This is a genomic window from Thermococcus sp. M36 (assembly GCF_012027355.1).
In the GTDB taxonomy this organism is placed as follows: Archaea; Methanobacteriota_B; Thermococci; order Thermococcales; family Thermococcaceae; genus Thermococcus.
Genome location: NZ_SNUH01000001.1, coordinates 992,248 through 1,018,391 on the forward strand (window position 1 = coordinate 992,248; position 26,144 = coordinate 1,018,391).

Annotated in this window: 25 protein-coding genes and 1 other RNA gene; 17 read left to right on the forward strand and 9 right to left on the reverse strand. The window is 55.1% G+C overall.

What is annotated here, in order from left to right; genetic code table 11:
* Positions 1 to 36 precede the first annotated feature (36 nt).
* On the reverse strand, positions 37 to 738 hold the full coding sequence (locus tag E3E36_RS05555) for a dihydroorotate dehydrogenase electron transfer subunit (RefSeq protein ID WP_167894290.1): 702 nt from the start codon (positions 736 to 738) through the stop codon (positions 37 to 39).
* Entirely contained in the window at positions 716 to 1,948 is a 1,233-nt protein-coding gene (locus E3E36_RS05560) for a dihydroorotase (protein WP_167894291.1), read from the reverse strand. Before E3E36_RS05560 ends, E3E36_RS05555 begins: the two co-directional genes overlap by 23 nt.
* A 394-nt stretch (positions 1,949 to 2,342) precedes the next feature.
* Between E3E36_RS05560 and E3E36_RS12875 the strand changes: the two genes are divergently transcribed.
* The 9 genes from E3E36_RS12875 (at position 2,343) to E3E36_RS05600 (ending at position 11,663) form a co-directional block, all read left to right on the forward strand.
* Positions 2,343 to 3,509: an ABC transporter substrate-binding protein gene (locus tag E3E36_RS12875; protein WP_240911774.1), complete on the forward strand. Its 1,167-nt coding sequence runs from the start codon at positions 2,343 to 2,345 to the stop codon at positions 3,507 to 3,509.
* Between the two features lie 38 nt (positions 3,510 to 3,547).
* The gene (locus tag E3E36_RS12880) at positions 3,548 to 4,786 is read left to right on the forward strand and encodes an LPXTG cell wall anchor domain-containing protein (protein ID WP_206203482.1); all 1,239 of its coding nucleotides are present in this window, start codon (positions 3,548 to 3,550) and stop codon (positions 4,784 to 4,786) included.
* A gap of 194 nt (positions 4,787 to 4,980) precedes the next feature.
* Complete coding sequence (locus E3E36_RS05570) at positions 4,981 to 6,036, forward strand: ABC transporter permease (protein WP_167894292.1); 1,056 nt, start codon at positions 4,981 to 4,983, stop codon at positions 6,034 to 6,036.
* Positions 6,037 to 6,047: 11 nt separating this feature from the next.
* Entirely contained in the window at positions 6,048 to 7,508 is a 1,461-nt protein-coding gene (locus E3E36_RS05575; RefSeq protein WP_167894293.1) for an ABC transporter permease, read from the forward strand.
* Between the two features lie 10 nt (positions 7,509 to 7,518).
* Positions 7,519 to 8,478 carry an ABC transporter ATP-binding protein gene (locus E3E36_RS05580; RefSeq protein ID WP_167894294.1) on the forward strand — a complete coding sequence of 320 codons (960 nt, stop codon included), beginning with the start codon at positions 7,519 to 7,521 and terminating at the stop codon, positions 8,476 to 8,478.
* Between the two features lie 10 nt (positions 8,479 to 8,488).
* Complete coding sequence (locus E3E36_RS05585; protein ID WP_167894295.1) at positions 8,489 to 9,496, forward strand: ABC transporter ATP-binding protein; 1,008 nt, start codon at positions 8,489 to 8,491, stop codon at positions 9,494 to 9,496.
* A gap of 35 nt (positions 9,497 to 9,531) precedes the next feature.
* On the forward strand, positions 9,532 to 10,008 hold the full coding sequence (locus E3E36_RS05590) for a hypothetical protein (RefSeq protein WP_167894296.1): 477 nt from the start codon (positions 9,532 to 9,534) through the stop codon (positions 10,006 to 10,008).
* Positions 10,005 to 10,769: an NAD+ synthase gene (locus tag E3E36_RS05595; protein WP_167894297.1), complete on the forward strand. Its 765-nt coding sequence runs from the start codon at positions 10,005 to 10,007 to the stop codon at positions 10,767 to 10,769. Before E3E36_RS05590 ends, E3E36_RS05595 begins: the two co-directional genes overlap by 4 nt.
* Before the next feature lie 9 nt (positions 10,770 to 10,778).
* Positions 10,779 to 11,663, forward strand: coding sequence for an EamA family transporter (locus tag E3E36_RS05600; protein WP_167894298.1), 885 nt, complete (start codon positions 10,779 to 10,781; stop codon positions 11,661 to 11,663).
* Here the strand turns inward: E3E36_RS05600 and glnA are convergent.
* On the reverse strand, positions 11,660 to 12,988 hold the full coding sequence (gene glnA / locus E3E36_RS05605; protein ID WP_167894299.1) for a type I glutamate--ammonia ligase: 1,329 nt from the start codon (positions 12,986 to 12,988) through the stop codon (positions 11,660 to 11,662). The two genes, E3E36_RS05600 and glnA, sit on opposite strands and share 4 nt — an antisense overlap.
* A 219-nt stretch (positions 12,989 to 13,207) precedes the next feature.
* On the opposite strand from glnA, the gene E3E36_RS05610 reads away from it, so the two are divergent.
* The 4 genes from E3E36_RS05610 (at position 13,208) to rnpB (ending at position 15,933) form a co-directional block, all read left to right on the forward strand.
* The gene (locus tag E3E36_RS05610; RefSeq protein ID WP_167894300.1) at positions 13,208 to 13,615 is read left to right on the forward strand and encodes a DUF61 family protein; all 408 of its coding nucleotides are present in this window, start codon (positions 13,208 to 13,210) and stop codon (positions 13,613 to 13,615) included.
* 5 nt (positions 13,616 to 13,620) lie between these two features.
* Positions 13,621 to 13,908, forward strand: coding sequence for a hypothetical protein (locus E3E36_RS05615; protein WP_167894301.1), 288 nt, complete (start codon positions 13,621 to 13,623; stop codon positions 13,906 to 13,908).
* 21 nt (positions 13,909 to 13,929) lie between these two features.
* Entirely contained in the window at positions 13,930 to 15,543 is a 1,614-nt protein-coding gene (locus tag E3E36_RS05620; protein ID WP_167894302.1) for a hypothetical protein, read from the forward strand.
* 68 nt (positions 15,544 to 15,611) lie between these two features.
* Positions 15,612 to 15,933, forward strand: an RNA gene (rnpB, locus tag E3E36_RS05625) — RNase P RNA component.
* Position 15,934: 1 nt separating this feature from the next.
* On the opposite strand, the gene E3E36_RS05630 is transcribed toward rnpB, so the two are convergent.
* From E3E36_RS05630 to priL, 3 genes are read right to left on the reverse strand one after another with little or no spacing between them, the layout of a single operon-like run.
* The gene (locus tag E3E36_RS05630; RefSeq protein WP_167894303.1) at positions 15,935 to 16,780 is read right to left on the reverse strand and encodes a DMT family transporter; all 846 of its coding nucleotides are present in this window, start codon (positions 16,778 to 16,780) and stop codon (positions 15,935 to 15,937) included.
* A complete protein-coding gene (priS, locus tag E3E36_RS05635) occupies positions 16,777 to 17,817 on the reverse strand; it encodes a DNA primase catalytic subunit PriS (protein ID WP_167894823.1) in 1,041 nt (346 codons plus the stop codon). Before priS ends, E3E36_RS05630 begins: the two co-directional genes overlap by 4 nt.
* On the reverse strand, positions 17,810 to 19,027 hold the full coding sequence (priL, locus tag E3E36_RS05640) for a DNA primase large subunit PriL (protein ID WP_167894304.1): 1,218 nt from the start codon (positions 19,025 to 19,027) through the stop codon (positions 17,810 to 17,812). The genes priS and priL overlap by 8 nt, the downstream gene beginning before the upstream one ends.
* Before the next feature lie 216 nt (positions 19,028 to 19,243).
* Between priL and E3E36_RS05645 the strand changes: the two genes are divergently transcribed.
* The 3 genes from E3E36_RS05645 (at position 19,244) to E3E36_RS05655 (ending at position 22,344) form a co-directional block, all read left to right on the forward strand.
* Positions 19,244 to 19,996 (forward strand): ATPase domain-containing protein, encoded by a 753-nt coding sequence (locus E3E36_RS05645; RefSeq protein ID WP_167894305.1) that lies wholly within the window; start codon positions 19,244 to 19,246, stop codon positions 19,994 to 19,996.
* 75 nt (positions 19,997 to 20,071) lie between these two features.
* Entirely contained in the window at positions 20,072 to 21,235 is a 1,164-nt protein-coding gene (locus E3E36_RS05650) for a hypothetical protein (RefSeq protein WP_167894306.1), read from the forward strand.
* Positions 21,217 to 22,344 carry a tripartite tricarboxylate transporter permease gene (locus tag E3E36_RS05655; RefSeq protein ID WP_167894307.1) on the forward strand — a complete coding sequence of 376 codons (1,128 nt, stop codon included), beginning with the start codon at positions 21,217 to 21,219 and terminating at the stop codon, positions 22,342 to 22,344. The genes E3E36_RS05650 and E3E36_RS05655 overlap by 19 nt, the downstream gene beginning before the upstream one ends.
* Before the next feature lie 11 nt (positions 22,345 to 22,355).
* Here E3E36_RS05655 and E3E36_RS05660 read toward each other — a convergent pair whose 3' ends face one another.
* Positions 22,356 to 22,664 (reverse strand): DUF5748 family protein, encoded by a 309-nt coding sequence (locus E3E36_RS05660; RefSeq protein ID WP_167894308.1) that lies wholly within the window; start codon positions 22,662 to 22,664, stop codon positions 22,356 to 22,358.
* A gap of 70 nt (positions 22,665 to 22,734) precedes the next feature.
* On the opposite strand from E3E36_RS05660, the gene E3E36_RS05665 reads away from it, so the two are divergent.
* Entirely contained in the window at positions 22,735 to 23,925 is a 1,191-nt protein-coding gene (locus E3E36_RS05665; RefSeq protein WP_167894309.1) for a class I SAM-dependent rRNA methyltransferase, read from the forward strand.
* Between the two features lie 74 nt (positions 23,926 to 23,999).
* Here E3E36_RS05665 and E3E36_RS05670 read toward each other — a convergent pair whose 3' ends face one another.
* Positions 24,000 to 24,743, reverse strand: a complete 744-nt coding sequence (locus E3E36_RS05670; protein ID WP_167894310.1) for an RlmF-related methyltransferase — start codon at positions 24,741 to 24,743, stop codon at positions 24,000 to 24,002.
* Between the two features lie 29 nt (positions 24,744 to 24,772).
* A complete protein-coding gene (locus E3E36_RS05675) occupies positions 24,773 to 26,062 on the reverse strand; it encodes a serpin family protein (RefSeq protein ID WP_167894311.1) in 1,290 nt (429 codons plus the stop codon).
* Positions 26,063 to 26,144 lie beyond the last annotated feature (82 nt).

Here is a 26,144-nt window from a genome sequence, read left to right on the forward strand (position 1 = left end):
GGGAGGCGGAGAAAATGGGTTTAAAAACGTAATTGGTCAGAGCAGTCCCCTCAGCTGGAAGCCGTCGAAGACAGGGCCATCTCTGCAGACGAGGTATTTCCCTAGGTTGCAGGAACCGCAGACGCCTATTCCGCACTTCATGTACCTTTCCGCTGAAACCTGAACGTTCCTGTAATCCATAGCCCTAAGAACCGCCCCCAGCATGGGCTCTGGGCCACAGGCATAGACCTGATCGAACTCCCCCCTTCTCCCGGCCAGGACTTCGGTTGGAAAGCCCCTCCTTCCCGCCGAGCCGTCGTCTGTGGTTATGACGACCTCGTCAACATAATCCTCAACGTCCATCAGTGCCAGCTCGTCCTTTGAGCGGGCGCCATAAATAAGCGTGATGTGTTCGAACTTTTTCCTATTCTGCCTTGCGAAGGCATATAGTGGTGGAATTCCGATGCCGCCCCCAACGAGGGCGATGTTATCTCCTTTCGGCTCAAAGCCCCTCCCATAGGGACCACGGATCCAGACGTGGTCACCTTCCTCGAGCTCGAAGAGCCTTGATGTGAACGGGCCGACGCGCTTGACCACTATCAGGTCTTTCCACGCCAGGCTGAAGGGCTTCTCACCGACTCTGGGAAGCCAGGCCATTATAAACTGTCCCGCTTTGAATTCGAACCTTTTATCGAGCCTGAAGGCTTTAACGTCCTTTGCAACGTCCCAGATTTCCTTAAGCGTTGCCCTTTCCAGCATGAATTCTAACCCCCTGAGGCTTTCCGAGGATTTCATCGTCCTCCATAACGACCTTTCCATGGAGAACCGTCATGACGACCTTCCCCTTCAGTTTCCGTCCCTCCCAGGGGCTCCATTTTGTTTTGGTGTAGAACTCCTCCGGCTTTACGACCCACTCCCTTTTGAGGTCAACTACGGCGAAGTCCGCGTCTTTGCCGACCTCGAAGCCCTTGTTGGTTATTCCAAATATCCTAATCGGGTTCGTGTGCATCTTCTCGACGATATCGTGGAGGCTCATAAACCCCCTGTTCACGGCATCGAGCAGTAGGGCCACCTCGGTCTCCAGTCCAGGAATTCCTGCGGCTCCGTTTTCCTTGTCCTCCAGGGTGTGAGGCGCGTGGTCGCTTGCTATGATCGGGATCTCTGAAAACTTTCTCCAAAGAGCCATCCTCTCGCTTTCGTCCCTCAGCGGGGGATAGACCTTTAGGAGAGAGTTCCTTTCGTAGTCCTTCTTCGTCAGGAACAGGTGGTGTGGTGTGACCTCGAAGCTGACCCACGGCAGGCTGGCTCCAAGTATGGAGTTTATCCCGCCCCCAGTGGAGACGTGGCAGATGTTGAGAGGCTTTTGCAGCCTCCTTGCGGCATCAAGGACAAGTTTTATGGCCTTTATCTCTGCTTCCGGCGGCCTCTCAGGATTTTTGGCTATTGTCTCCGGATCTTCCGCGTGGACGCTCACTATTCCAGGTGCGCAGGCATAGTCCCCTTCGAAATCCGTGGAGAAGATACCTCCGGTTGAGGCACCTATGAACATCTTGTAGAAGTCTGCATCCACGCTTTTGGCTTCTTCACAGTTCCCGCTTACGAGAAAACCCAGCGCGTAGTTGGAGTAGGCCCTCCTCTCAAAGATTTCCAGCCTCCTCTCGAACGTCTTGGAGTCCATAACGGGCGGTTTCGTGTTGGGCATGTCAAAGACCGTTGTTATCCCTCCGTGCAGGGCTGCCTTCGTCCCGCTCTCAACGGTTTCCTTATCGCCCTGCTCGAAGTCCCTTAGGTGGACATGTGTGTCAATGAGTCCCGGAAGTATAACTTTTCCATGGCCAATTTGGAGGACTTTCTCGCCCTTCAATTCCCCCGTAGAGATGCGGAAGATTTTGCCGTCAGAAACTCCTATGCTCCCCTCAATCAGTTTCTTACCCTTCATGAACTTCCCTTTTAAAACAAGGTCGTACATAGTGCCCGCACTTGGATTGACGGTACGGGATTTTAAGTTTTTTGTTTTATCTCTTCCGGGGGGGTTGCCAAAACGCCTATCTAATGATTTTTCCAGCTTTCCCCAAAAAGATCTGGGGTCTTTTTTGTAATTGCTGGTAGCTAATCGGTGTACAGGTGCTTTTGGGGAAGTTTTAAATCGCATGTGCGTTTACGGGTTGTGGAGCTTCTCCAGTGTTTCTCTCCGGCAGAAACCACCGTTTTCCATTGGTGCCAGTTTTACAAGAACGTAACCCTTAAATAGGCTTTCAATGTATATTGTCATGCCATTATACGCCACATATGGCAGCATTGCCAAAAAGTGAAGGAGGCAGTGGAATATGAGGAAGGCTTTGGGATTGTTTATAATGGGTTTGATGCTGTTTAGTATTTTTGCCGTCCGCCCTGTTAGTGCGGTAGACTACACTCCGAAGGACATCCCGCTGAACAGCGACGAGGCCACGGCCAGGTTCAAGGCTGACCTCCAGTGGTACCTCAACTACGGCCACTTTGTCATCAGCAACGGTCCGTACATCCTCGTCATGTACTCCCCAGAGAACCTCTACCTCAAGCTTGAGAAGTTCACCGGTGCGAGGACCATCTACACCAACACCCTCCCGAAGGACGGTTATGCCGATGTTATCGAGTACCAGGGTGTCCAGAACCCTGAGAACGTTATCCTCCAGATCGCTAAGGGCGAGTATGACCTTGGTATGTTCTCCTTCCCGGCCGGTAAGTACCAGGGTCTTGGTGCCGACGTTCTCGCGAACCTCAACCTCTACAAGAGTGCCAGCTCCTACAACGAGCTGACCTTCAACACCTACCACGACCCGGACAAGGACGCTCCGATCGTCACCGTTGGTGACCAGGTCTACTTCAACCCGTTCGCCATCAGGGAAGTCAGGTTCGCCATGAACTTCCTCGTCAGCAGGGACTACATCGTCCAGAACATCTACCAGGGTAGCGGTGCTCCGATGCTCGGCTGCATCAGGCCGAGCCACCCGGCCGACAAGTACTTCGAGCCAGTTTACAAGGCCCTTGGAATAACCGGCGCCGGCAACGAGCAGTTTGCCCTCCAGCTGATCGACCAGGCCATGCAGAAGGCCGCTCAGGAGGTTGCCAACTACGGCCACACCCTTGAGAAGAAGGCCGATGGCTACTGGTACTTCGACGGCCAGCAGATTACCGTCAAGTTCATCATCCGTATCGAGGACGAGAGGAAGGAGATCGGTCTCTACGTTGCCGACCTGCTTGAGAAGAAGGTCGGATTCAAGGTTGACAGGCTCCTCTGGGACAGGCAGAAGGCCGGTCAGGTCGTCTTCGCCAAGCCGCCGAGCAACTATGAGTGGAACATCTACACCGGTGGATGGGGTACCAGCGGTATCCCGAGCGTCTGGATTGACGACTACACCGCCTGGTTCTACGCCTCCTGGTACGGATACGTTCCGGGTGCCGTTGAGCCGAAGCACGTCAACACCGTCACTGTCGAGGAGGCCCTCAAGTACATAGGCAACGGCGATGTTAACGCCGGTCTCAGAAGATAGGTGCCGAGTACTACACCAGCGCCGACAAGCTCGGCCCGATGCTCAAGTGGACTGAGGAGGAGCTCACCTACCTGCTGACCTACTTCGTCATCAGCAGGGACGCCGTCGAGGGAACCCAGCACATCAACGCTGACCTTGTTCCGACCGACCCGATCAAGATCACCACCAAGGAGCAGTACTGGGACCTCCAGAAGATAAGCATGCTCATCGGTGTCATGGAGAGCGCCAGGGTCTTCATGATTGAGACCTGGGAGTTCTACCCGGCCAACAAGCAGAGGGTCACCAAGATCGTTCCTGAGGCCAGCACCGGTATCGGCCAGCGCTGGAGCATCATGACCGCCCAGACCCCGGACAAGCACCTCAAGATCGCCCAGTTCGCCTCAACCGGTGCCATGTTCATGAGCGCCTTCAACCCGATTGGCGGTCTGAGCGACGTTTACAGCGTCCGCGTCTGGAACCTCATCAGGGACTACGGCGCGACCACCAACTTCGACGGTATAGTCACCCCGTACAGGTGCAAGTGGACCCTTGAGCGCGGTGAGTTCACCGTTCCGGACGATGCGGTTATCTACAACCAGACCCAGGGCTGGATCGCCGCCAACGCCGGCCAGAAGGCCGTCGTCAAGGTCAAGGTCACCTGTGACTTCGGCGAGTGGCACAACGGCGTTAAGGGCAACATCGACGACCTCAAGTACTACATCGCGTTCCTCTACACCTGGGCTTACAAGGACGGTGCCGACGACCCGTACTACGACGAGAGTCTCGGTGGAACCGCTGGAACGCTCAGCAACATCCTCGGCTGGCAGTGGACTAACGACGGCTACGTCATCTATGGTACCTACGAGCACCCGCTCGCCGACGACATGACCGCCGGCTTCTACGTGTTCTACCCGACCCTCCCGTGGGAGCTCTACTGGGCCATGGGCGAGCTCGTCGCCAAGAGCAAGGAGTACGGCATTGACAAGACCTACTCCTTCAGCAGCGGTGCCGAGGGAGTCCTCTGGCTCGACCTCCTCACCAAGGAGCACGTTGACGACCTCGCCAAGGTCATTGAGAAGATCTCAGGAATAAGCATCGAGGACCTCAAGAAGACCCCGACCGAGACCCAGAGCCCAACCGAGACTCCGACCGGAACCGAGACCCAGAGCCCGACCCAGACCGAGTCACCGACCCAGCCGACCACCGAGGGAGGCACTAGCACCACCACCTACGTCGTCGTCGGCCTGGTGATAATCGTCATCGCCGGAGCCGCTTGGTACTTCACCAAGAAGAAGTGATTTCGTTCTTCCCCTTCTTTTTGTTTCTGTTGTCCCCCTTTTGCTGTACCGGGATGTTCTCCCCATCGTACCGGGGTCCCTTTTCTGTGCATTGAATGAAAATGTGTACATTGATGCAGTAAGATATATAAAGCCAGTTTTACAATGCTGAAAAAGATACATCAAACACGAGCAACCTGCTTGGGGGTGAAAAAATGGGATACCTAAAGTACCTCGCCTTTAGGATTGTGAACGCAATTCTTGTTCTGCTGATAGTGACGTTCATTATCTCGGCGCTCTTCGTTAAGGTCGCCGAGGAGAGCAACAGGTCCAAGATGTACGAGGAACTGATGCAATGGGAAAGAACCGAGGGTGCTAAAATCAAGCAGAGCCAGGGTCTGGAAGCCTTTGAACAGGCGAAGGCCGCAAAACAGGCCTCGCTTGAGGACAAGTACGAGCTGAACATCCCCTACTGGCAGAAGGTGTACAAAAAGGCGCTCCGTACTTTGAAGCTTGACTTCGGGACAACAAGCATGCCCATTTTCGGTACGAACAACGTCTCCGATATCATTAAGGTCGCCGTCCCGAGGAGCATCCTGCTGTTCACTACAGCGACGATAATCGTTATTATACTCGGTATATTCCTTGGAGTTAGGGCGGCAAGGCACGCGGGTAGCGCCTTCGACAGGGGGCTCTCCATTTTTGCGCTGCTCACATACAGTCTGCCCATGTGGTGGACCGGAATGATGTTCCTTCTGATATTCGCCTACAAGCTCGGCTGGTTCCCGCTGAGCTCGATGTTTGACCCGCAGCTCACCGGCTGGGCCCACGTCAAGGACGTCCTGTGGAAGCTTGCCCTTCCTGTGTTCACATACGTCTTCGTCGTTTTCGGCGGCTGGGCATGGACAACTAGGAACATCATGATCGGCACCCTCCAGGAGGACTTCATCATGGCCGCTAAGGCCAAGGGTGTCCCGGAGCACAAGATCATCTACGGCCACGCCCTCCGTGCTGCCGCTCCGCCGATAGTCACCATGATCATCTTCGCCCTCCTCGGTTCGCTCGGCGGTGCCATCATCAGTGAGCTCGTCTTCAACTACCCGGGAATGGGCAGGCTCTACTGGGTTGCCCTCCAGCAGAACGAGACCAACCTCCTCATAGGACTCACGTACTTCTTCACAGTGCTCTACCTGACGGGAGTTGTGCTCGCGGACATGATCTACGGATTCCTCGACCCGCGTGTCAAGGTCGGTGCTTCCGCCAAGATGTGAGGTGATTCACGATGAGATGGGTCGACGTCAAAGAAGGGTTTAAGGAATTCCTTGAGGAATTTAAACGGGAGAAGACCGGCATTGCCGGTGTTATTCTCCTCATTATCCTTGTCCTTGTTGCACTCACTGCCCCGTACACCACCATACCAGACCTCCCAGATAAGTGGAGGAGCTCGGCCTACTGGGAGGACAACCCCAAGAACGTCCCGCCGACATGGTACAACATGTTTACGTCGCAGAAGCTCGTGCCCCAGATGGTCTACGGTATTAACGACCTGAAGGTTGGCCATCCAAAAGACACCGAGATCGTAATTGAGGCTGACTATGAGTTCCCCTCTGGCTACTACGGCGGACCGCAGGGTATAATAATCAGGGGGCTGAACGTCTCTTTAGAGGATCCAATGAACGCCCCGACCTTTGGCCTCTACCTCCTCCGGCCCGACGGCAAGAAGATACCCCTCCTCAAGAACAAGCCGCTCAGCGGCGGCTCGGTTATAGCCGTTGGCAGAGACAGCGCAATTTCCACCAATGTATACATCTGGCTGGTCAACGTCACTGAGGGCAAGGAGCTGACGATGTTTGAGGTTCCGCTCCAGACGGTCCTGATCAGCGACATGGTTGCCCCGATGTTTGCCAAGGTGGAGCCCGGCATGAACGCCACCAAGATAATAGAGAGCCCCGAGCCTCTCTGGGGCACCTACAAGCTTATCCTTGACATCAACAACCCGGCACCCGACAAGAACAAGGTAGTCCTCGACAACATAAAGATGACCTTCCTTGGAAGGAGCTATGGAACCATGGGTACAGACTACCTCGGCAGGGACCTCTGGGCAGGAATAATCTGGGGTAGCAGGGTTTCACTTACAATCGGTATCCTCGTCTCCGTTCTGAGTACTCTCATAGGCCTCGTCTACGGAGTTACCAGTGCCTACCTCGGTGGGAACGCCGACGAGTTCATGATGCGTATCAACGAAATATTCGCCTCAATCCCCAGCCTGCCGATCCTCATCCTCATAGGTGCCACTGCAGGACACGTGACCCTCATGTTCATAGTGCTCCTGTTGGTCATCTTCGGATGGATGGGAATAGCCAGGATTTCGAGGAGTATGGCACTGCAGATCAAAGAGCAGACCTACATTGAGGCCGCCAGGGCTCTGGGTGCGGGCAATGGAAGAATAATCTTCAAACACATACTGCCACAGCTCCTCCCCTATGCCTTTGCGGTTATAGCCCTCAGCGTCCCCGGTGCGGTTATTGCGGAGGCCTCCCTGAGCTTCCTTGGAATCGGTGACCCCACTGCCGTTACTTGGGGGCAGATACTCAACGCGGCCCAGAATCAGGCGGCAACGACCAAGGGCTACTGGTGGTGGGTCCTCCCGCCCGGGCTGGGAATCGCTGTCGTCGGCCTTACCTTCGTGCTTATAGGTACGGCCCTGGATAAGATACTCAACCCGAGGCTCAGGAGGCTGTGAGGTGGTATAAATGGCCAAGAACGTACTCGAAGTTAAGGATCTTAAGATGTACTACTTCACAACCAAGGGCGTTGTCAAGGCTGTTGACAACATCTCCTTCAATCTCAAAAAAGGTGAGGTCCTGGGACTTGCCGGCGAGAGCGGCTGCGGCAAGTCCTCCCTTGGTTTTACCCTTATGGGCATGCCGACCCCACCGGGCAAAATAGTCGGGGGCAGCGTTAAGATCGACGGAAGGGAAATAGTTGGCCTTCCCGAGGACGTGCTGAGGAAGGAGATCCGCTGGCAGAAGATATCTATGATCTTCCAGGGTGCAATGAACGCCCTCAATCCGGTCTACACCGTCGGCTATCAGATGACTGAACCGCTGATACTCCACAAGGGGATGAGCAAGGACGAGGCCCTGGACAGGGCTCAGAAGTACCTTGAGCTCGTAGGTCTCGACCCCGAGATAGTCTACCGCTATCCCCACGAGCTCTCCGGTGGTATGAAGCAGCGTGTCATCATAGCTACTGCTCTCCTCCTTGAGCCCGACGTGGTCATAGCCGACGAGCCGACGACGGCACTTGACGTCGTCGTTCAGGCCCAGATAATCAACCTTATGAAAAAGCTCAAGAAGGAGCTCGGCCTCTCGATGATATTCATCACGCACGACCTCAGCATCCTCGCCGAGATCAGCGACCGCGTTGCCATCATGTACGCAGGTAAGATTGTCGAAATTGGAGACAGCGAGAAGGTCTACTACGAACCCGCCCACCCGTACACCCAGAAGCTCCTCGCCGCAATACCGAGGCTCCATGAGGACGTCGAGAAGCTTGAATTCATCCCAGGACAGCCGCCCAACCTCATCAACCCACCGAAGGGATGCCGCTTCCACCCGAGGTGCCCGTACGCCATGCAGGTCTGTAAGGAGCAGGAACCCGAACTGAAAGAAGTTGATAAGGATCACTACGCCGCATGCTGGCTGCTGTGAGGTGTGAGAAATGGCGGAGCCGATACTTAAAGTTGAAAACCTCAAAAAGTACTTCCCGATCAAGAGGAGCTTCGTAGACACAATAAAGGGTGCACCCCAGAAGAAGGTTCACGCCGTGGACGGTATCAGCTTTGAAATATACAGGCAGCAGGTCTTTGCCCTCGTTGGTGAGAGCGGGTGTGGAAAGTCCACCACCGGAAAGCTCATAGTCAAACTCCTCGAGCCTACCGACGGCAAGATCTACCTTGAAGGCAACGACGTTACCCACATTAAGACCAGGGAGGAAATACTCAACTACCGCAGGCATGTCCAGATGATCTTTCAGGATCCGTTCAGCTCAATGAACCCGAGATTCAGGATATTCGACATCCTTGAGGAGCCTCTCCTCATCCACGGCATCGGTGAAACAAAGGCCGAGCGCGAGGAGCTCATCTACAAGGCACTTGAGATGGTCAAAATAACCCCGCCCGAGGACTATGTCGGCAGGTTCCCGCACATGCTGTCCGGCGGTCAGAGGCAGCGTGTCGCTATTGCAAGGGCCCTCATCCTGAACCCGACGTTCATCGTCGCCGACGAGCCTGTCTCGATGCTCGACGTGTCCATCCGTGCGGAGATCCTTGAACTCATGAAGGAGCTCAAGGAGAAGATGGGCGTCACCTACCTCTACATCACCCACGACATGTCTACGGCCAGGTACTTCGCCGACTGGATGGCGGTCATGTACCTCGGAAGGATAGTCGAGATGGGGCCGGTCGAGAAGGTCATTGACAACCCGCTCCACCCGTACACCAGAGCGCTGCTGGCGGCAGTTCCCGAGCCGAAGCCAGAAAGAAGAAACGTCATCAAGGAGCTGCCGATCAGGGGTGAGGTGCCCAACGCCGTCGACATACCGCCCGGATGCCGCTTCCACCCGAGGTGTATCTACGCCCAGAAGGGACTCTGCGACACCAAGCACCCGCAGCTCGTCGAGTACGAGCACAACCACTGGGCCGAGTGCCACCTCGTTGGCAAGTACTGACTTCCCCTTTTCTTTCTCCGTTTGGGTGATGCCGCATGGGGACACTGCGAGAGGCAATGGGCTATCCAGTTCTGAGGGCTGGTATGATAATGCTTGTTCTGGCCCTGATTATATCCGCGGCGGGATTCTACCGCGTTGATAAGTCCTATTCCGCCAGCGGAACCCTCGGGGAGGGTATGCACTACCTTGGAGACCAGAAGTTCGAAAATGAGTACGTGTACCACAACAGGACACTGGTTATCTCTGCTCACAATGCCACCTTTTCACTTCTCCAGGGGAGTGAGATGTACAATTATACCCTCATGGACGACTCCCTTACACTCCACCCGGCTCAGAGGCCAGTGATATATGTTTTTAAGGGGGAGGTGGAGTATAACTACACGGTCACGGCGCAGGATTATCCCTACGCCGTCTACTCCCTCGTGGCATTCGTGCTGATGCTCGTGGGAATAGTGCTTTCCTTCATCGGTTACACCCAGTTCCTGAGGGACGTGAAGGAGGGTAAGAAATGAGGGAGTTGGATTATAGTGCTGCCGTTGAGAGGATAACGCAGTTCATCCGTGAGAAGGTTGAGGAAGCTAGTGTTGACGGGGTTGTCGTTGGGGTAAGCGGTGGGATAGACAGCGCTACTGTCGCTCACCTCGCCGTCAGGGCCCTCGGAAAGGGAGGTGTTCTCGGTTTGATAATGCCATACTATGAGAACAGCGACCTTGAGGACGCAAAACTTGTCTGTGAGAGCCTGGGGATAGAGTATAAGGTCGTCAACATAAGGCCCATCGTGGATTCGTTTGTCGCTGCCCTTGGCTTCAAGCCAGACAAGCGCTCCCTCGGCAACATAATGGCAAGAACCAGGATGGTTTTGCTGTACGCGCACGCCAACGCCATGAACCGCCTCGTCCTCGGAACCAGCAACAGGAGCGAGGTTCTCACGGGATACTTCACCAAGTGGGGCGACGGTGCGAGCGACTACGCGCCGCTCATAAACCTTTACAAGACCGAGGTCTGGGAGATAGCCAAACTCCTGGGCGTCCCGGAGAGGGTAATCAAAAAGAAGCCGTCGGCCGGTCTGTGGGAGGGGCAGACCGACGAGGACGAGCTTGGAATAAGCTACCGCCTCCTTGATGAGATTCTCTGGCGCATGGTTGACCTCGGGAAGGAAAAGGCTGAAATCGCAGAGGAGCTTAAAATACCTCTGGAGAGGGTTGAGTACGTCGAGAGGCTGATAAAGGGCAGCGAGCACAAGAGGCGCCTTCCAGTCGGCCCGGTCTTCTGAGGTGAGTCCATGAAACGCGGCTACATCTTCGTTTTTTTAGCCGCCTCCATGTGGGGGACACTGGGCATATTCGCCAAGTACCTCGACGGCTTCGGGTTGACACCCTTTACGATGGTGTTCTACAGGGTTTTTTTCGCCATAGTCCTCCTGGCCATATACCTCCATCTAAGGGGTATAAGTTTCTCCCTTGAGCGCTCCCGCCTCAGATTTTACGCCCTCTACGGCTTCTTCAGCATCTTCCTCTTTTACACCCTCTACTTCTATACGGTAACGATATCATCGGTCTCCTTTGCTGTTCTGCTCCTCTACACTGCCCCGATATATTCAATAATTCTTGGCAGACTGGTGTTCAACGAGCCATTGGTGAGGGAGAAGATCACCGCCCTGGCGATGGTCATGGTGGGTGTTCTTCTCGTGAACTGGGGGGATGTGCAGTTTTCTACGAAGGCTCTCCTCTTCGGACTGCTGACTGGTTTGACCTATGCGCTTTACGGTGTTCTGGCGAAGTTCGCCGTTAGGGACGACGAGCCCGAGAAAGCGCTCTTCTACACGCTCCTCTTCGGTATGCTTTACCTCCTGCCGTTCACGGACTTCTCGGTGCCATCAGGCGCGGTTCCGTATCTCTTTGCCCTGGCGTTCTTCCCGACTTTCCTGGGATACATACTCTACAATCACGCCCTGAAGGAGATTGAGGTGAGCAGGGCCAGCATAGTTGCCACTATCGAACCGGTCGTGGCGATAACACTGGCGTTCCTGCTCTTTGGGGAGACCCTTGCTGCCGAACAGCTGTTTGGGGCGGCGCTCATAATTGGGGGCTCGGCCCTAGTACATCTAAAAGAGGAAGAAAAGCCGGGAGAGAGCATTATTGAAGAGGTGCTTGAAGAAGTTCATTAGACGTGGAAGTATCTCTCCAGCTCCCATTCAGTTACCTTCTTCGTATACTCGGGAAGACCTTTAGCGCCCAGGTATTCGAGATACCCCTCCCACTCACGCTCCTTGTAGGTGAGGAAGTTCCTATACGCACCGCCCAGGGCTTCCCTGACGACCTTGTCCTTCTTCAGCTCTTCGAGGGCTTCGCCAAGGCTTTCAGGTAGTGTGTCTATGCCCAGGCTTTTCCGCTTGGAATCGCCCATCTCATAGACGTTTTCCTCCACGTATGCCCCGGGCTCGATTTTTCTCTTTATTCCGTCCAGTCCCGCCATCAGTATCGCCGCAAAGGCCAGATATGGATTAGCGCTTGGATCCGGGCACCGGTACTCTATCCTGGCACCGTTGCCCCAGAAGGCCGGAACCCTTATCAGCGCACTTCTGTTCCTGTAGCCCCAGCTTATGTATACTGGAGCCTCATAACCCGGGACGAGACGCTTGTAGCTGTTTACCGTCGGGTTTGTTACGGTGGTTAGAGCTTTTGCATGGGCAAGTATGCCTCCGAGGAAGTAAAGCGCCGTCTCACTGAGTTCCTCCTCTCCGATGAACGCGTTCTCCCCGTCTTTCCAGAGGCTTATGTGGAGGTGCATTCCGTTTCCAGGAAAGCCATAGAGGGGCTTTGGCATGAACGTAGCGTAAAGTCCGTGAATCTCCGATATGGCCTTTACGATGTACTTGAAGCTGACTATGTTGTCGGCTGTCTTGAGCGCTTCATCATAGCGGAAGTCTATCTCGTGCTGTGCCTTTCCGACCTCGTGGTGGAGAACCTCGGGGACGAGTCCGAGGGCGGGCATGTGGAGGGCTATCTCCCTGCGTATACCTCTGGCTTTATCAAGGGTTACTAGGTCAAAGTATCCCCCACTGTCAGGTATCTGGAGCTCCCAGGAACCGTTCTTCCTGAAGAGGTAGAATTCTGGCTCCGGCCCTATGTACGCCCTGAACCCCTCTTTTTCAAGGTTCTCAAGTGCCCTTTTTAGCACCCCTCTCGGATCGGCGTGGTAGGGTTTTCCGTTCCTGTAAATATAGCCATATAGCCGGCCTATGCCTTCCCATGGTATTTCTGAATACGTGGAGGGGTCCCCCTTGAACACCAGATCGCTATCCTCTATGCCCTGGAACCCTGGTATTGACGACCCATCGAAGGATACTCCGTCCTCGATGACCTCTCCGTACCTGTCCGCTGGAACCTCCATGCCTTTTGGAACCCCGTTGATGTCCACGAACACCAGCTGGATGAACCTGGGAGGTCTGGTCTCTGGTTCCCTGAGTCCCACGGCCCCAATTTCGTTCATTTTTATCACCTTTTATTGGTTTTATGTTCAGTTTAATTGCCAAATAAATGAACATATACGTAGATAAAAGCCTTTTCCATAGATTTTTGTCACAATGACGGAGAGGAGCGGGATTTATCCTGAATTGTCAAAATCATGCTTTTTTCTGGGGCCTGATACTTCGCGAATGACATTTCCATGTTAAGCAAAGGTTTATTGGTTAAGGGCATAGTGAAGAACATGCCGAAAGCTGAGGACATACTCAACCGGGAGATAGCCCGGGTAAACCTCCACCTTCCGGCGAGCAGGCCAACGCTGGAACAGCTGCTGAAGGAAGAGGAGCCAAAGGTCAGGCTGCGTGATGGGAGCTATCACTACTTTAAGCGCTCCGAGCTGGAGTATCTCCTTTCCCTCCTTGAGGGTGGGGAGGAAGAACGTCTAAGGATACCGATAGTACTTGAAATAAGTACCCTGTACCGGGGCTACTTCAGGGTGAGGGGGAGGACAGAGGTTAAGATCATTGAGAAGATTCTCGGCACCTACGATATTCTGGATGAAAAAATGGAGGAACTTTATCCAAGATACCTCCTTCCGAAAATCAGAAAAGTCCTTCCGACGACAACGACGTATGCGTTCATAACGGAGTGATGGGTATGGACGAGGATCTAAAGGTTCTCAGGGACTACCTGCTCTTTACGGTACCCCATGTGACCGTCTTGGCAGGAGCGGTGTTCGGAATACTCCTAGTCCTTGGCATCCCTGTGGTTACCGCCCTGGGGGTTTTTATGGTGTTCTACTCGCTGATGCTCATAGTCCTTGGGCTTATTATACGGCCCCATGTCTCCGGCATGTTGTGGTACCAGCTTTTGATGCTGCTTTTTGCAGTCCTGCTCGCTGGAGGGCTCTTTATCCTGCTTGCGGGGGATAGGGTTTATATGTAAAGGATTCTCAATCTAGACACGGTGAGACTCATGAAAAAGGGCATCTCCCTTTTGATGTCGCTGCTGATCCTCTCGTTTATTGTCCCAATAACGGCGGGACAGCCGAATACAATCGCAGTGGAGGGCAAGATAACGGTGCTCAGGGGAGACTACGCCGTCGGCCAGCTGGAGTTGAGGAACACTGGGAATAAGTACTCCGTCGTAAGATATCAGTCCTTCTGGGTGAGGGACTCTGCAGGGAACGGGGTTTCGGGGATAAACTTTACAATGTCCCCCGAGTACTTCAGTGATTGGGGATACGGGGAGATCCGGGTTGTTTCATACAACGTGACCTGTGAGGACACCGTTAAGGCGGGAAACTACACCCTGTATCTGAGGTTTCTGGCCCTGTCGGGAGGAAAGATGTCCATCATATATGCTAAAATCCCCGTAGAGGTAACGGGACAGGCCCTCAAATTCGGAGCCGTCAGGGCATACGTTGCGGAAAGGCCCGGATCGTCCTATGTCCTGAACGGGGAGAACATATCCGTTGTGGACTATGTGACAAACATGGGGCACTCTACGGTTGCTGCTGAGGCCGCGGTATCGCTCTCGATGGGGGGAAAAGTATACTTTGCCCGGACTGAGAGGGTTGAACTGACTCCTGGAGAAAACGTGCTCAAATTCAGGGTGCCTGTGTCCTACCAGTATCCGGAGGGAGTGTACACATTGAGGTATGTCCTGAGGTACTCCGATGGGGAGAGGGTATACACCAGTGAGTTCCCAGTGAAGCTGGGCATCGGCATAATCGGCATTTCTCTTAAGTCTGATAGGGTCATGGTGGGGGAGGAAGACACCGCATACGTAACGATAACCTCCGAGAGGAGGGTGGCGGTCCGGATCGCTGTCAACACCTTCGTTCGCAATGAGAGTGTCTCGCGGTTGGAGATGTCTGCCGTGGTCGGTGAGGGGACGTCGGTTATAGAGGTTCCCCTCCCCACCAACGTTTCAGGAATAGCAGTTACCGAGATCTCGGTCTCCGTTGGGGGAAGGCTGGTGGGGAAGGGCCGTGTCGCTTACCAGGTTGTGGCACCCCCGGAGATACGGGAGGTTTCATACAAGAGGGTCTCGGAGGATAGGGTCGCCTTTAGAATAGTTATTGTAAATCAAGGAGATGCCGTTGAGGGAACGCTAACCTACAAGTTTTACACGGGAGACAGGATAATCTACAAAGATGCCATCAGGGAGGTTCTAAACCCTGGGGTAAACGAGGTAACGATGACCATCGGGCTTCCCCTTGGGGAGCGGGTCTCTTATGAGTTCACCCTCAGCGCGATGGGCATCACGAGTACTTCCAGCGGCCAGCTGTACTTGGCACCCCAGAACGAGTCTGTGGAACAGCCCGTGACCCAGACCCCTGGGGCGGAGAACGCGTCCGTTACCAGCAGCGGGGAGAACGGCTCCTCCAGGTGGGTTCTGGGGCTGGCGGTTCTCATGGTGTCTGCAATCCTGGTGGCAGCGGTTCTCTATGGCAGGGGTGAGAGGGGCAGAAAGAGATCCCGGCCCAGACCGAAGAGGAGATCCCCCCTGGGCAGGTTCAAGCGACCGAAGACACCGAAGTTCCAGGAGAGGGGGGAGCTCCCCAGAAAGAAGTGATATTTCCTCTGCTTCTCTGCCTTCTATACCCCTAAACCTTTTTATCCCTGTCCCACTAACCCTTCCTGGCGAGGGGGTCGGGGGCCCTCGGGGTGCTCCCGAGGAAGTTCCGCCCACCGCACCGGGGCCGCGGTGCCGCAAGGCACCTCCCGAGAGGGAGGGCAACGGCGCAGAAACGACACGTCCCGGCAGGTATGGGGATGAAAGCGGCGAAGGGGCCGGCGACGGTGCCCGAGCTAACCCGCAGACGACCTGCCGGGGAGCGGTGAAACGGCCGTCCCGCGGGGTGCAAGGCCGAGGAAGGGGCGATGAGTTCCCGGTGGGAGCCCCGTGGTAGGCCGCTCAGTCGAATGCCCCCTTGACACAGAAGGCGGGCTACGGCCCCCTCGCCTCACCTTCTCACGATGTCGAGAGCCGAAGCCAGCAGTATTAGGGCCCCGCCGAGGACTGTTCTCAATCCTGGCACTTCTCCGAAGACCAGGAAAGCGTAGATGACGGCGCTCACCGGATCGAGGTAGCTAAGGAGTGCGGCCTCGTTCACCTCGACTTCCCTCAGGCCATCCATGTAGAGAAACAGGGCCAGGACGGTGTGAACGGCCACGAGGATCAGAACCGCCCACCAGACGGGCTTTCCTGCCCCGCGGACTGCCACAAATGGCGCCAAAACCAGCGAAGCTATCGCCAGCTGGAGGAAAGTTAGGACCTTTCCATCCACCTCTTTGAGGAACCTTCCGAGGTTGGGGATGAGGGCGTAGAAGAGGGCCGCCGTGAGTGCAAGGATTATTCCCAAAAAGTCTTTGTTGTGAAAGTCCAGACTCTGGCCGCTCACTATCAGCACCAGCCCGAGGAAGGCTAGGCCTATGAGGCCTATTCTTCTTGGGTTCATCTCTTCCCCAAGGAAGCGCCATGAGATTATGGTCGCCAGAATCGGGGCAGTATAGTATACAAGAACCGCGTTCGCAATAGTTGTGTAGCTGAATGCCGTGAACAGGAACACCCAGTTCATGGCGAGGGAAACTCCGAGGGCTAAAAGGGGCTTCCACTTTTCCCTGGCCAGGTTTGGGAGTGACGTGAACCTGTTCCTCTCCAGCAGACCAATAACGGTAATTAAGATGAGTGAGCCCAGCGAGACCCTTGCGAAGGCCACTCCAAGTCCTGACAGCCCTGAAAACCTCGCGAAAATCCCCACGCTGCCCCAGATGAGCATGGAAACACCTATCTTAAGACGCCCGTTCATATTTCATCCCCGTGTTCTTCGAGCCACAGTTTGTACGCCTCTCTCACCTCGTCCCGCCTGAACTTGGGGACTGCGTCCTCGAATGGGTTGAAGCGTTCCAGTTTTCTCTCGTCGGAGCCGATGTAGGTGGTCACCAGTCCTACCTTGGAGTGCAGGCTGGAGGGAAGCCTTAGAATCCTCTTGACGTCTACCGTAACGCGGCCATCGAAGTAGGCCTTTGAGAATGTGCTCGAAAGTGCGAAGAGCCTCGTCAGGGTCTTGTATCCGACACCTGGGGGAAACGCGGTGAGAAGGCCTTTCCTGACAAAGTCCTCATATATACGCTCCCTGTTTCTGAGTATTCTGTCCGCCTGTGCTTTTCTAAGTCCCGCATTGAGCAGGTGGTTTCCGCTGACGCGCCTTATAAAATACCCAAAGCGGAGCCTGAACACGCGGAAATACCCGGAAGACAGCATGACCTTCCTGCTCATTATGTCCTCGAAGCCGACCTCCTCAGCGGCGGAGACGTATGCGAGTATCCTTTCTCTGGTCTTTGAGTCGAGCCGGAGAGCCCAATCGTCGAGAACCCTTATGTGGTATCCCCTGCCGGAGTAGACCACATAGACGTCTTCAAAGCCGAAGTCCTCCTTCAGCACTATCAGGGTGTCCCTGGCAAGCTCCTTGGCGTCCTCAAGGCACACCGGACAGACTTCCCCGTGTCCGTGTATGTGGTGGCACCTCCTCAGAGGGAGGTCTTTGGCGTCTATGTCAAAGACAAGCTCGGCTCCAAGCCACCCTCCCATGTCCTTTGGGCTTTCGTATAGTGCGACGCTGGAGTAGACGGCATAGGGCGCGGTGGCCTTTATATAGTCCTCCAGATCGCGGACGTCCATGAAGACGTTCTTCCTGTCGCTTGGTCCGTCCCCGGTGTGATCGAATCCGAACTCCCTGTTTTCTAGTGTGTCTGTTATAAAATCCGGGAGCCTCTTAGCACTCCACTCCGTCCTGTAGTACTGTGCCCTTTCCCTGGGAGTGGCTTCCCTGAAGAGTTCAGTCATTCCCATCACCCTGTGCGGAACCTATGCCCTCACGGGCCTTCTTTTTGTTTTCGAGGTAGAGCCTTCTGAGGTAGTATGTGAGGGGGTTCTTGATGTTTTTGCAGTGGGCGTCGGGCCTGCAGAGCTGGGGGGCGTTTGCGCGTATCTTTGAGCAGTTGGGAGGGAAGTACCAGGTGGAGTTCCCGCTGTCCTCCATGCCTGGTTTGTCCGTCAGCCCGAACCCGAGGTGGTACCAGATATTCTTTATCTCGTGGGGCTGGTCCTCAAAAAGAGGAGGACTGCACCGGTTGCCGGCCTCTATGATGACGGGAAGTATCTCCTTCTCTATCACGCTGAGGTCGCTGATGCAGTCCCTGATCCTGATGTCCCTCCGCGGCGGGTTTGGGCAGATCCGTGCATAGCTCAGAAAGCTGGTCAAGAGCACGGTTATGGCGTAGTTTCTGAGGCCCGCGGGAACTCCCCCGAGGGCGATTTTAACGCACGGCGGAAAGAGGTCGAAGCGCAGCGGCTGGGCCTCAGCACTCCCCAGTCTCTCAAGCCTCCCCTTGAAGTACTCCCTGGCAACTTCCGCAAGCCTTTCATAGAGCTGGAGGTAATACCCGGGGAGCTCGTCCCGGACATCATAAAGCAGATTTACCGCCCTTTCAAAGTTCCTCTCAAAAGCGCGCTTCCAGAGGGTGAGGGCCTGTTCCTCTGTTAGATAGGCGTATCCGTTCCGGATGTAGACCTCCTTGAGGCTCCCGTTCCAAAGTTCGAGGAACCTTCCAATGTGCAGCCTGTACTTGAGCATGATCTTTTCCCTTTCCTCCTGTGGAAGCTCTTCGTGGTGTGTCCTTTCCATTATGGCCCTGTCCCGGGGGGGCACTTCGTCGCTCCCTACCGGCTCGATGGGTAGGGATGCCCCCTCAAGGCTCCCCGTCTTTCTGATTCTCGCAGAGTACACCGCCAGACTGGCTTCCTTTACCAGCTCCATCTCCACTCCGTAGGGTGAGAATGCGAGGGCCCCGAGCAGAGCGTAGAAAGTCAGAAGATCGCGGGCCCCCTGGAGTTCGAGGATCTCGTCGGGAATCTTTCCGGACGTTATCCATGATACCCTCTCCAGGGCCTGATCAACTCCAACGTATGAGGGTATGAGCTGGAGGAGTTCGACTACCCCACCAAACTCTTCCTCTACAGCCCTCCTTGCCTCTTCTCCAAAGGGGTCAATCATAGTTCCACCTCTTGTGGGTAGTGTTGCCTTTGGGAGATAAAACAATTTTCCTTGAATATTTCAAAAAGATAACGAAGATTTGGAATCTTTTCAGGTGAGCTTCACCTGTACTTTTGGATATCCAATTTTCATCCAAAAGTTTTATATCTTGTCTGTTCAACAGTGTATACTAGAGGGAGAGCTATAATTTCGTAAAGACATTAAAGGGTGATTTGTATGGTCACGATGATGTATGACGTTAAGCGGGTTTCCAGCGGGATTCCCGGTTTCGATGATCTGATCGCGGGAGGGTTCCCTGTAGGCACTACCATCCTAGTTACCGGCCCGACGGGGAGCGGCAAAACGACCTTCGGCGTCCAGTTTGTCTATAAAGGCGTTGAGCAGTATGGAGAGCCGGGCGTTATAGTCACCCTCGAAGAAAGGGCCCAGGATCTCAGGAGAGAGATGAAAGCGTTCGGATGGGATCTGGAGAAGTACGAGCGGGAAAGGAAACTTGCCATCATTGATGGTGTAAGTGCCGTTGTCGGACTCCCCTCCGAGGAACAGTATGTTCTTGAGGGCAACCTCAATGCCGAGGACTTTCTCCGGTATCTTTACCGTGTTGTTAAGGCCATTGACGCTAAGAGGGTTGTTATAGACTCCATTCCCTCGATAGCGTTCCGGCTGAGGAAAGAGGATGAGATAAGGGAGGTTCTCCTCCAACTGAACACCATTCTCTTGGAGATGGGTGTTACTTCCATCCTTACGACCGAGGCCCCTGATCCAGGGAGGGGGAAGATAAGCAGATACGGCATCGAGGAGTACATTGCGAGGGGTGTCATCCTCCTCGACTTCGTCGAGAAAGAGGTGGAGCTCAAGCGCTACCTCCTCATAAGAAAGATGCGTGAGACCAGGCATTCCATGAAAAAATATCCCTTCGAGATTACGGAGGAGGGCGTAGTCGTCTACCCGAGCGGTGAAGTATACTGACCCCTCCTTCCCCTTCTCGTGTCCCTGCAGTCCTCCGGCCACAAAATTTTTAAGGTTCATTTCTTACTATCAACCATGGTTAATAATTGGCGATTTGCGGTAGTCCTAGTTATAGGATCAATAGTTGTTTTGGGTTCAGCAGAGTATCTTACCCAGGAAAGCCGGGAGTTCGATGAGTTCACGGGGCTCTGTGTTTATTCATCGGGTTCTTTTTCCGTGCTGACCGATGGAAAGGTGCAGGTTGTCGTTTATATTCCGCTGGAGGAGGGGAGGGTGTACCGAGTTCTGGGCAGGCTCTACAATGCCACCGGTCTGAAGATGGAGGTAGCCAGTGCAGAACCTGCCGAGCCGGACTTTGAGCTGGAGACTGTGAGCGGTGCGTACTGGCCTTCCAGAGGGTATTACCTCCTGACCCCCGAGAGGGTGAAGCTCGCGTTTCCACTGTCCGCCGAAAAAGGGGAGCTGGTTCTGGTAAAGGGCGTGTGGTACGGCAGGAGGTTCTACCCTCTGATCGCGGAGCCCCTTGGCCTCCCGAAGCATCCCAGGGACGGCATGCCGTGGTCCGTTGAGGGGACGGTGCTTTACAGTGGCTCCCGGACGGTTCTCTGGAACGGGAGCGAGGAGATAGTCCTGTACCTCCCGTACGGGGTTTCGGTCGAACCGGGGGAGAGGGTGCGGGTTCTGGGCCTAGTCAGGGAGTACTCAAAGCTGACGTTGCTGGTGGACTCTGAGGATGACGTTGATGTTCTGGGCGATGCCCCGGAGGGGGATGTGGCTGCCGCCCGCGTGGGCGAGATAGCCGTGGGTAACTGCACGGTGATAGAGGCCGGCCGTTCCCTCAGACTGGACTGCACCGGCAGGAGGGTCTACAATTTCCGGGCAAGGGTGGGGGACACGGTGAGCATCAGGGCCCTTGTGAGGCGCTCCTCCCTGTACTGCCTCGCCTGCTCGGTTGTTCGGCCCCGTGAGCTGCTCCCCAATTCGATATGTGACCCGGACGGGGAGGGGGCCCGCAGGATATCCGGCCGGGTGCGGTGGGTGAGGGTTTACAAAAATGGGTTTGGCATTGCAAACGTGACCGATGGCGACTGCTGGGTTCTCCTAAAGATCAGAAAGTCCCTTGGTGTCACTATCCATAACAACCAGACGGTAACGGCTTACGGCTTTTTCACAACATACAGAGGAATGCCAGCGTTCGAGGTTCAGTCCGGTGATGACCTATGTTCCGGGAACTGCTGACGGGAATAGCTGGGGGGACCCTGAGCGGCATATCGCCGGGGATACACGTCAACACCCTCGCGGCTTTCCTGTCGGCGCTCGGGATGAGTAACAACCTGCTTCTCTTTTCCATGGGTTTGACCCACACCTTTCTTGACGTCGTTCCCTCTGCGTTCCTGGGTGTCCCCGATGAAGGCACGGCCCTTGGAATTCTCCCCGCCCACAGGCTGGTGCTCCAGGGAAGGGCGATGGAGGTCGTAAGGATGGCGCTCTGGGCGAGCTTTCTGGCGATCCTTATGGCCTTCCCCCTGATCCCGGTCTACACGGTGCTGGCCTCCCACTACCGGGCAGACATAGGCAGGGCTGCGGTTCTGCTGCTCTTTGCGGTGCTCGTGGTTACCGAGCGCGGCTGGAGGAGGGTCTATGCCGTGTTCGTGTTCCTGCTGTCCGGTGTGCTCGGCGTTTTTGTATTCAGGCTTCCGCTGACACACCCGTACTACCATCTCTTCACGGGCCTCTTTGGGGTGCCTGTCCTGATCGGGGCCCTCTTTGGAGGGACAGGGGACATCTCCCCTGGCAGCGGCGAGGTTTTGATGGAGAGGGGCCGCTTCCTCAAGTTTTCGTTTCTGGGGACGATTCTGGGAATGGCGGCGTCGCTGATTCCTGCCTTTACGGCGTCCCAGGCGGCTCTGATGGGGTCTTTCATTTCGAGGGATGAGCGTTCATTTCTTACTGTGGTGTTCTCTGTGAACACGGCCAACTTCATCTTTTCGTTCGTCAATTTTGTAGAAACAGGGCGGAGAAGAAACGGTATAGTATCCCTTATGGCACCCATGAGTGCAGATGCTTTATTGGTGTACCTGTCGGCAGCGGTATTCGTGGCCGCGGTGATTCTGCTTTACGGGGAGCCCCTCGCCAGGCTGATCCTCAGTGCGCTGACGCTCGTCCCCTACCGGCTCCTGAACGCGTCTGTGCTCCTGCTCCTGGCATGTCTCTCCTTTCTCTTTGACGGGCCCGCTGGCCTGCTAATTCTCGCCGGCTCTGCTATGATAGGCCTGCTCCCTCCGGTTCTGGGGATGAAAAGAACGAACTGCATGGGGGTTCTGATGCTCCCAATAATAATCGGATAAGAAGAGAAGAATCAAACAGACTTCTCCTTTAGAATCTTCTGAAGTTCAACGTAGTCCGTAACGATTCTTCTGCCGTCAAGCGTCGTGAAATATGCCTTCTTCCTTTTGATGGTCTTAACGTCGGCGTACTTCATCTCGGGCGGATCGTAAGAACCGGGTTCGACGACCTCGTCCTCGAAGGTGTAGGTTTCGAGGTCCGGCTGGCCGACATACTTCCAGACCTCATAGAAGACCTCCGGTTCGAGGTGGATTTCGCCTTCAATTTCTGTCCAATCCGCCCCGATTTCTTCAAGAAACTCTTTCACTACCTCGAAGTTCATAGAATCACCGGCATAATATAGGACGCTAAGGGTTATATACCTATCGCCGAACTTCCATCGGTGGTGAGAGATGGCGAGGGTAATCGTTGACGCTCAGGCCGCGAGAGCCATAGGAAAGGGCGCGATGATAGTCTTCAAAAAGGGTGTCGTGAGAACAGAGGGCGAGTTTGAGCCGGGAGATGTAGTTGAGGTCTACACACGGGGCGGCAAGTTCCTCGGAAAGGGCTTTGTCAATCCCAACTCCAACATCATGATTAGGCTCGTAACCAAGGACAGGGACACCGAGATAAACAAGGAACTCTTCCGTGAGAGGATCAGGAAGGCCAACGAGTACCGCAAGAAGGTTCTCGGCTACGACAGGGCCTACCGCATGGTATACGGCGAGGCGGATTATCTGCCTGGCCTTATAGTTGACCGCTTCAACGAGATAGCCTCGATCCAGATTTCGAGCATAGGGATGGAAAAGTTCAAGCTCGACCTTGCGGAGGCAATAATGGAGGCCGAGCCGGAAATCGAGACGGTCTTCGAGAAAAACACCGGGCGCTCAAGGAGAAGGGAGGGTTTGCCCGAAATCGAGCGCGTTCTCCTCGGCAAGGAGAAGTACCGGACGGTAATCGAGGAAGGCAAAGCCAAGTTCATCGTTGATATGCGCGGCCAGAAGACCGGCTTCTTCCTCGACCAGAGGGAGAACAGGATAGCCCTTGAGAAGTACGTCAAGCCGGGAATGAGGGTTCTCGATGTTTTCACATACACCGGTGGCTTTGCGATACACGCGGCGGTGGCGGGGGCCGATGAAGTTGTCGCCGTTGACAAGTCCCCCTGGGCGATAAACATGGTCAAGGAGAACGCCAAGCTCAACGGCGTCGAGGACAGGATGAAATACATAGTTGGTTCCGCCTTCCCTGTGATGGAAGAGATGATAAAGCGCGGTGAGAAATTTGACATCGTTATCCTCGATCCTCCGGCCTTTGTCCAGCACGAGAAGGATCTTAAGAGAGGCCTCCGCGCTTACTTCAACGTGAACTACGCCGGCCTTCAGCTCGTCAAAGAGGGTGGAATCCTTGTTACTGCCTCCTGCTCCCAGCACGTTGATATGCAGGCGTTCAAGGACATGGTTATTGCAGCTGCAGCTAAAGCCGGCAAGTTCCTCAAGCTCCTCGAACCGTACAGGACGCAGGCGCCGGATCACCCGATACTCATGGCCTCGAAAGATACGGAGTACCTCAAGGCGCTCTTCCTCTACGTTGAGGACATGAAGTGAGCCTGGGGGACGATGAGGAGAAAGCACCTCCTCTGAGACCGGCGTGAGTGCTGAGACGCCCACGGCCTGAGTCCCTAAAGCGCTAAAATCAGGTTGTGCCTCCATCTCGTTCCGACCTTGAAACGGACGTCTTTCACCGAATAGCCCAGCTCCTCCCCTTTTTCTTCTATCGCCTTAATCAGGGGCTCCTTGTCCGGGAGAAAGAGAGCCACCTTCCCTCCGGGCTTCAGGTAGTCGAGGGCCTCCTCGATGAGCATCACCGAGAAGGCCTCACCGTACTTTCCACCTCCAACGCCTTCCCTCTCGGTCAAAACACCCCTCGTCGGCCTCTCGTAGTAGGGCGGGGCCGAAAAGATAACGTCGAACCTCTCGCCTTCGGGGACGACTCCCCTGATTATCCCCCCGTCGCTCTTGATTAGCCTGACCTTCGCTCCGTTTCTCTCGATGTTCCCCCTCGCGTAGGCGAAGAACTCGTCGTCAAGTTCCGTCGCGGTTACTTTGCAGTTGAAGAGCTTGGCCGCCATGAGCGCCATCATGGCAGTATGCCCGGTTCCTATCTCCAGAACTCTCTCGCCGCCGCGGAGGAAGGTTTTGAGGAAGATGTAGCGCGAGACGGGGGTGGTTACCAAGCCTCTTGGGTGATATTTGATATCCAGCCCGAAGACGGCCTTGGCTATTGCCCTGTTGTAAAGAATTCGCGCTTCCCTGCTGGAGAAATCCAGCCTCCCTCTCTTGTCCACATACTCTTCAAGCTCTGGGAAGAGCTTTACGGCTTCACTTATCGGAAGACCAAGCTTTCCGTCCTTCCAGGCTGGCATGAAAAGAGTTGGGGGAGGGGCTTAAAAGCTCAACCCCTCGGGTCAACCAGCCTGCCGATGAAGAGCACGAGCCCGCTGTCCCTGTCGACTATGAGGAACAGGAAGGGATGGTCTGCCCTGAAGACCTTGTACTCCGGGGTTTCCACGGGAGCCGAAACCGCCGTGAATATCACCGCCGTCGCCGCGGTCGCCTCGGTGCCGTTCTCGGCGACGCTTATGAAGGTCTTGTGGACGACCTCGCTTATGGCGATGGGCTCCTCTGAGATGCCCGAGAAGTCCGCACGGTCTGTGAAGGCTTTTCTCATGCCCATTCCCCGGAGTGTCCCGCCCAGCTGGTATTCGCCCTCGAACCTGAACTTCGGTACCGTCACGTCAACTTCCTCCGGCTTGAGGGAGCCTAGGAGCCCCTTCAGGAACCGCGGGCTCAGCTTTTCCTCTATTTTTCCCAGGCCGTCCGTCTTCTTCGGGAGGATTATCACCATGCTGAAGTTGCTGAATCTGGAGCCCTCGTAGGGCATCTCAAGGGCCTGAAGCTCGTCGGTCTCAGCGTAGTTGAACTTTCCAACCCTGTTCATCATTGGAACCGTTACCCTTTCACCGGAGGGGAGGGTAAAGGTGCCGTTGTGAGTGGCATCCGGACTGAAGCGGAGCGTCCAGTTAGCCTTGAAGTATACGGTGTTGGTTATTATCAGTCTCGTGTCTGGTGTCAGGCCGCTCACGAGGTTCTTTATCCTGCCGTTGGTTGTTTCCTCCGCCCATTCGTTGATCGTTCTCTCCGCACCCTTGGAATCCCCCCTGAAGTCGAGTTCCCTCACCTCGCCCAGATAGTACCGCCTTATGGTGTCGAGGTAGTCCTCCCTCACGGGATAGTCCTTCTGAACCCAGAGGGCATTGGCTATCCTAAGCTCTATCCCGGAGGGTCTCCCGGCGTCGAGCAGGAGTGTCCTGAACGCTTCCCTGCGCAGGGTTTCGTTCTCGGGAAGGTGGAGGACTGACCCCATTTCCTCAGCGGTCTCGCCGCGTGCGCCCTCGTAGGCCATTGCCATCGCCGTGAAGACGCTGAAGGGCGAGATGAAGAGGTTCCCGTTCCCCTTCGACAGCTCGCGGTAGAGTTCGATACCGAAGAGGTTGCTGGCTCCGACAACGTCCCCCGCCTCCTCGGTCTGGGTTGGATCGAGAACGTCGTTTTTGGTCATCGGAGGTGTAGGCGTCCCGCTTGGGGGGTTCTGGGGGACGGTTGATGTTCCGTTGCCCCCGCCGGCTATGCAGCCGGACGCGATGACCACAAAGACGAGTGCAAGCGCCAAAAGCCGCCTCATTCCCGTCACCGAATTACTCTCGGCGGGAAAATATAAATACATAGCGATAGTTTCAATCGAGTTTGAAACAAAATGGGAAGAA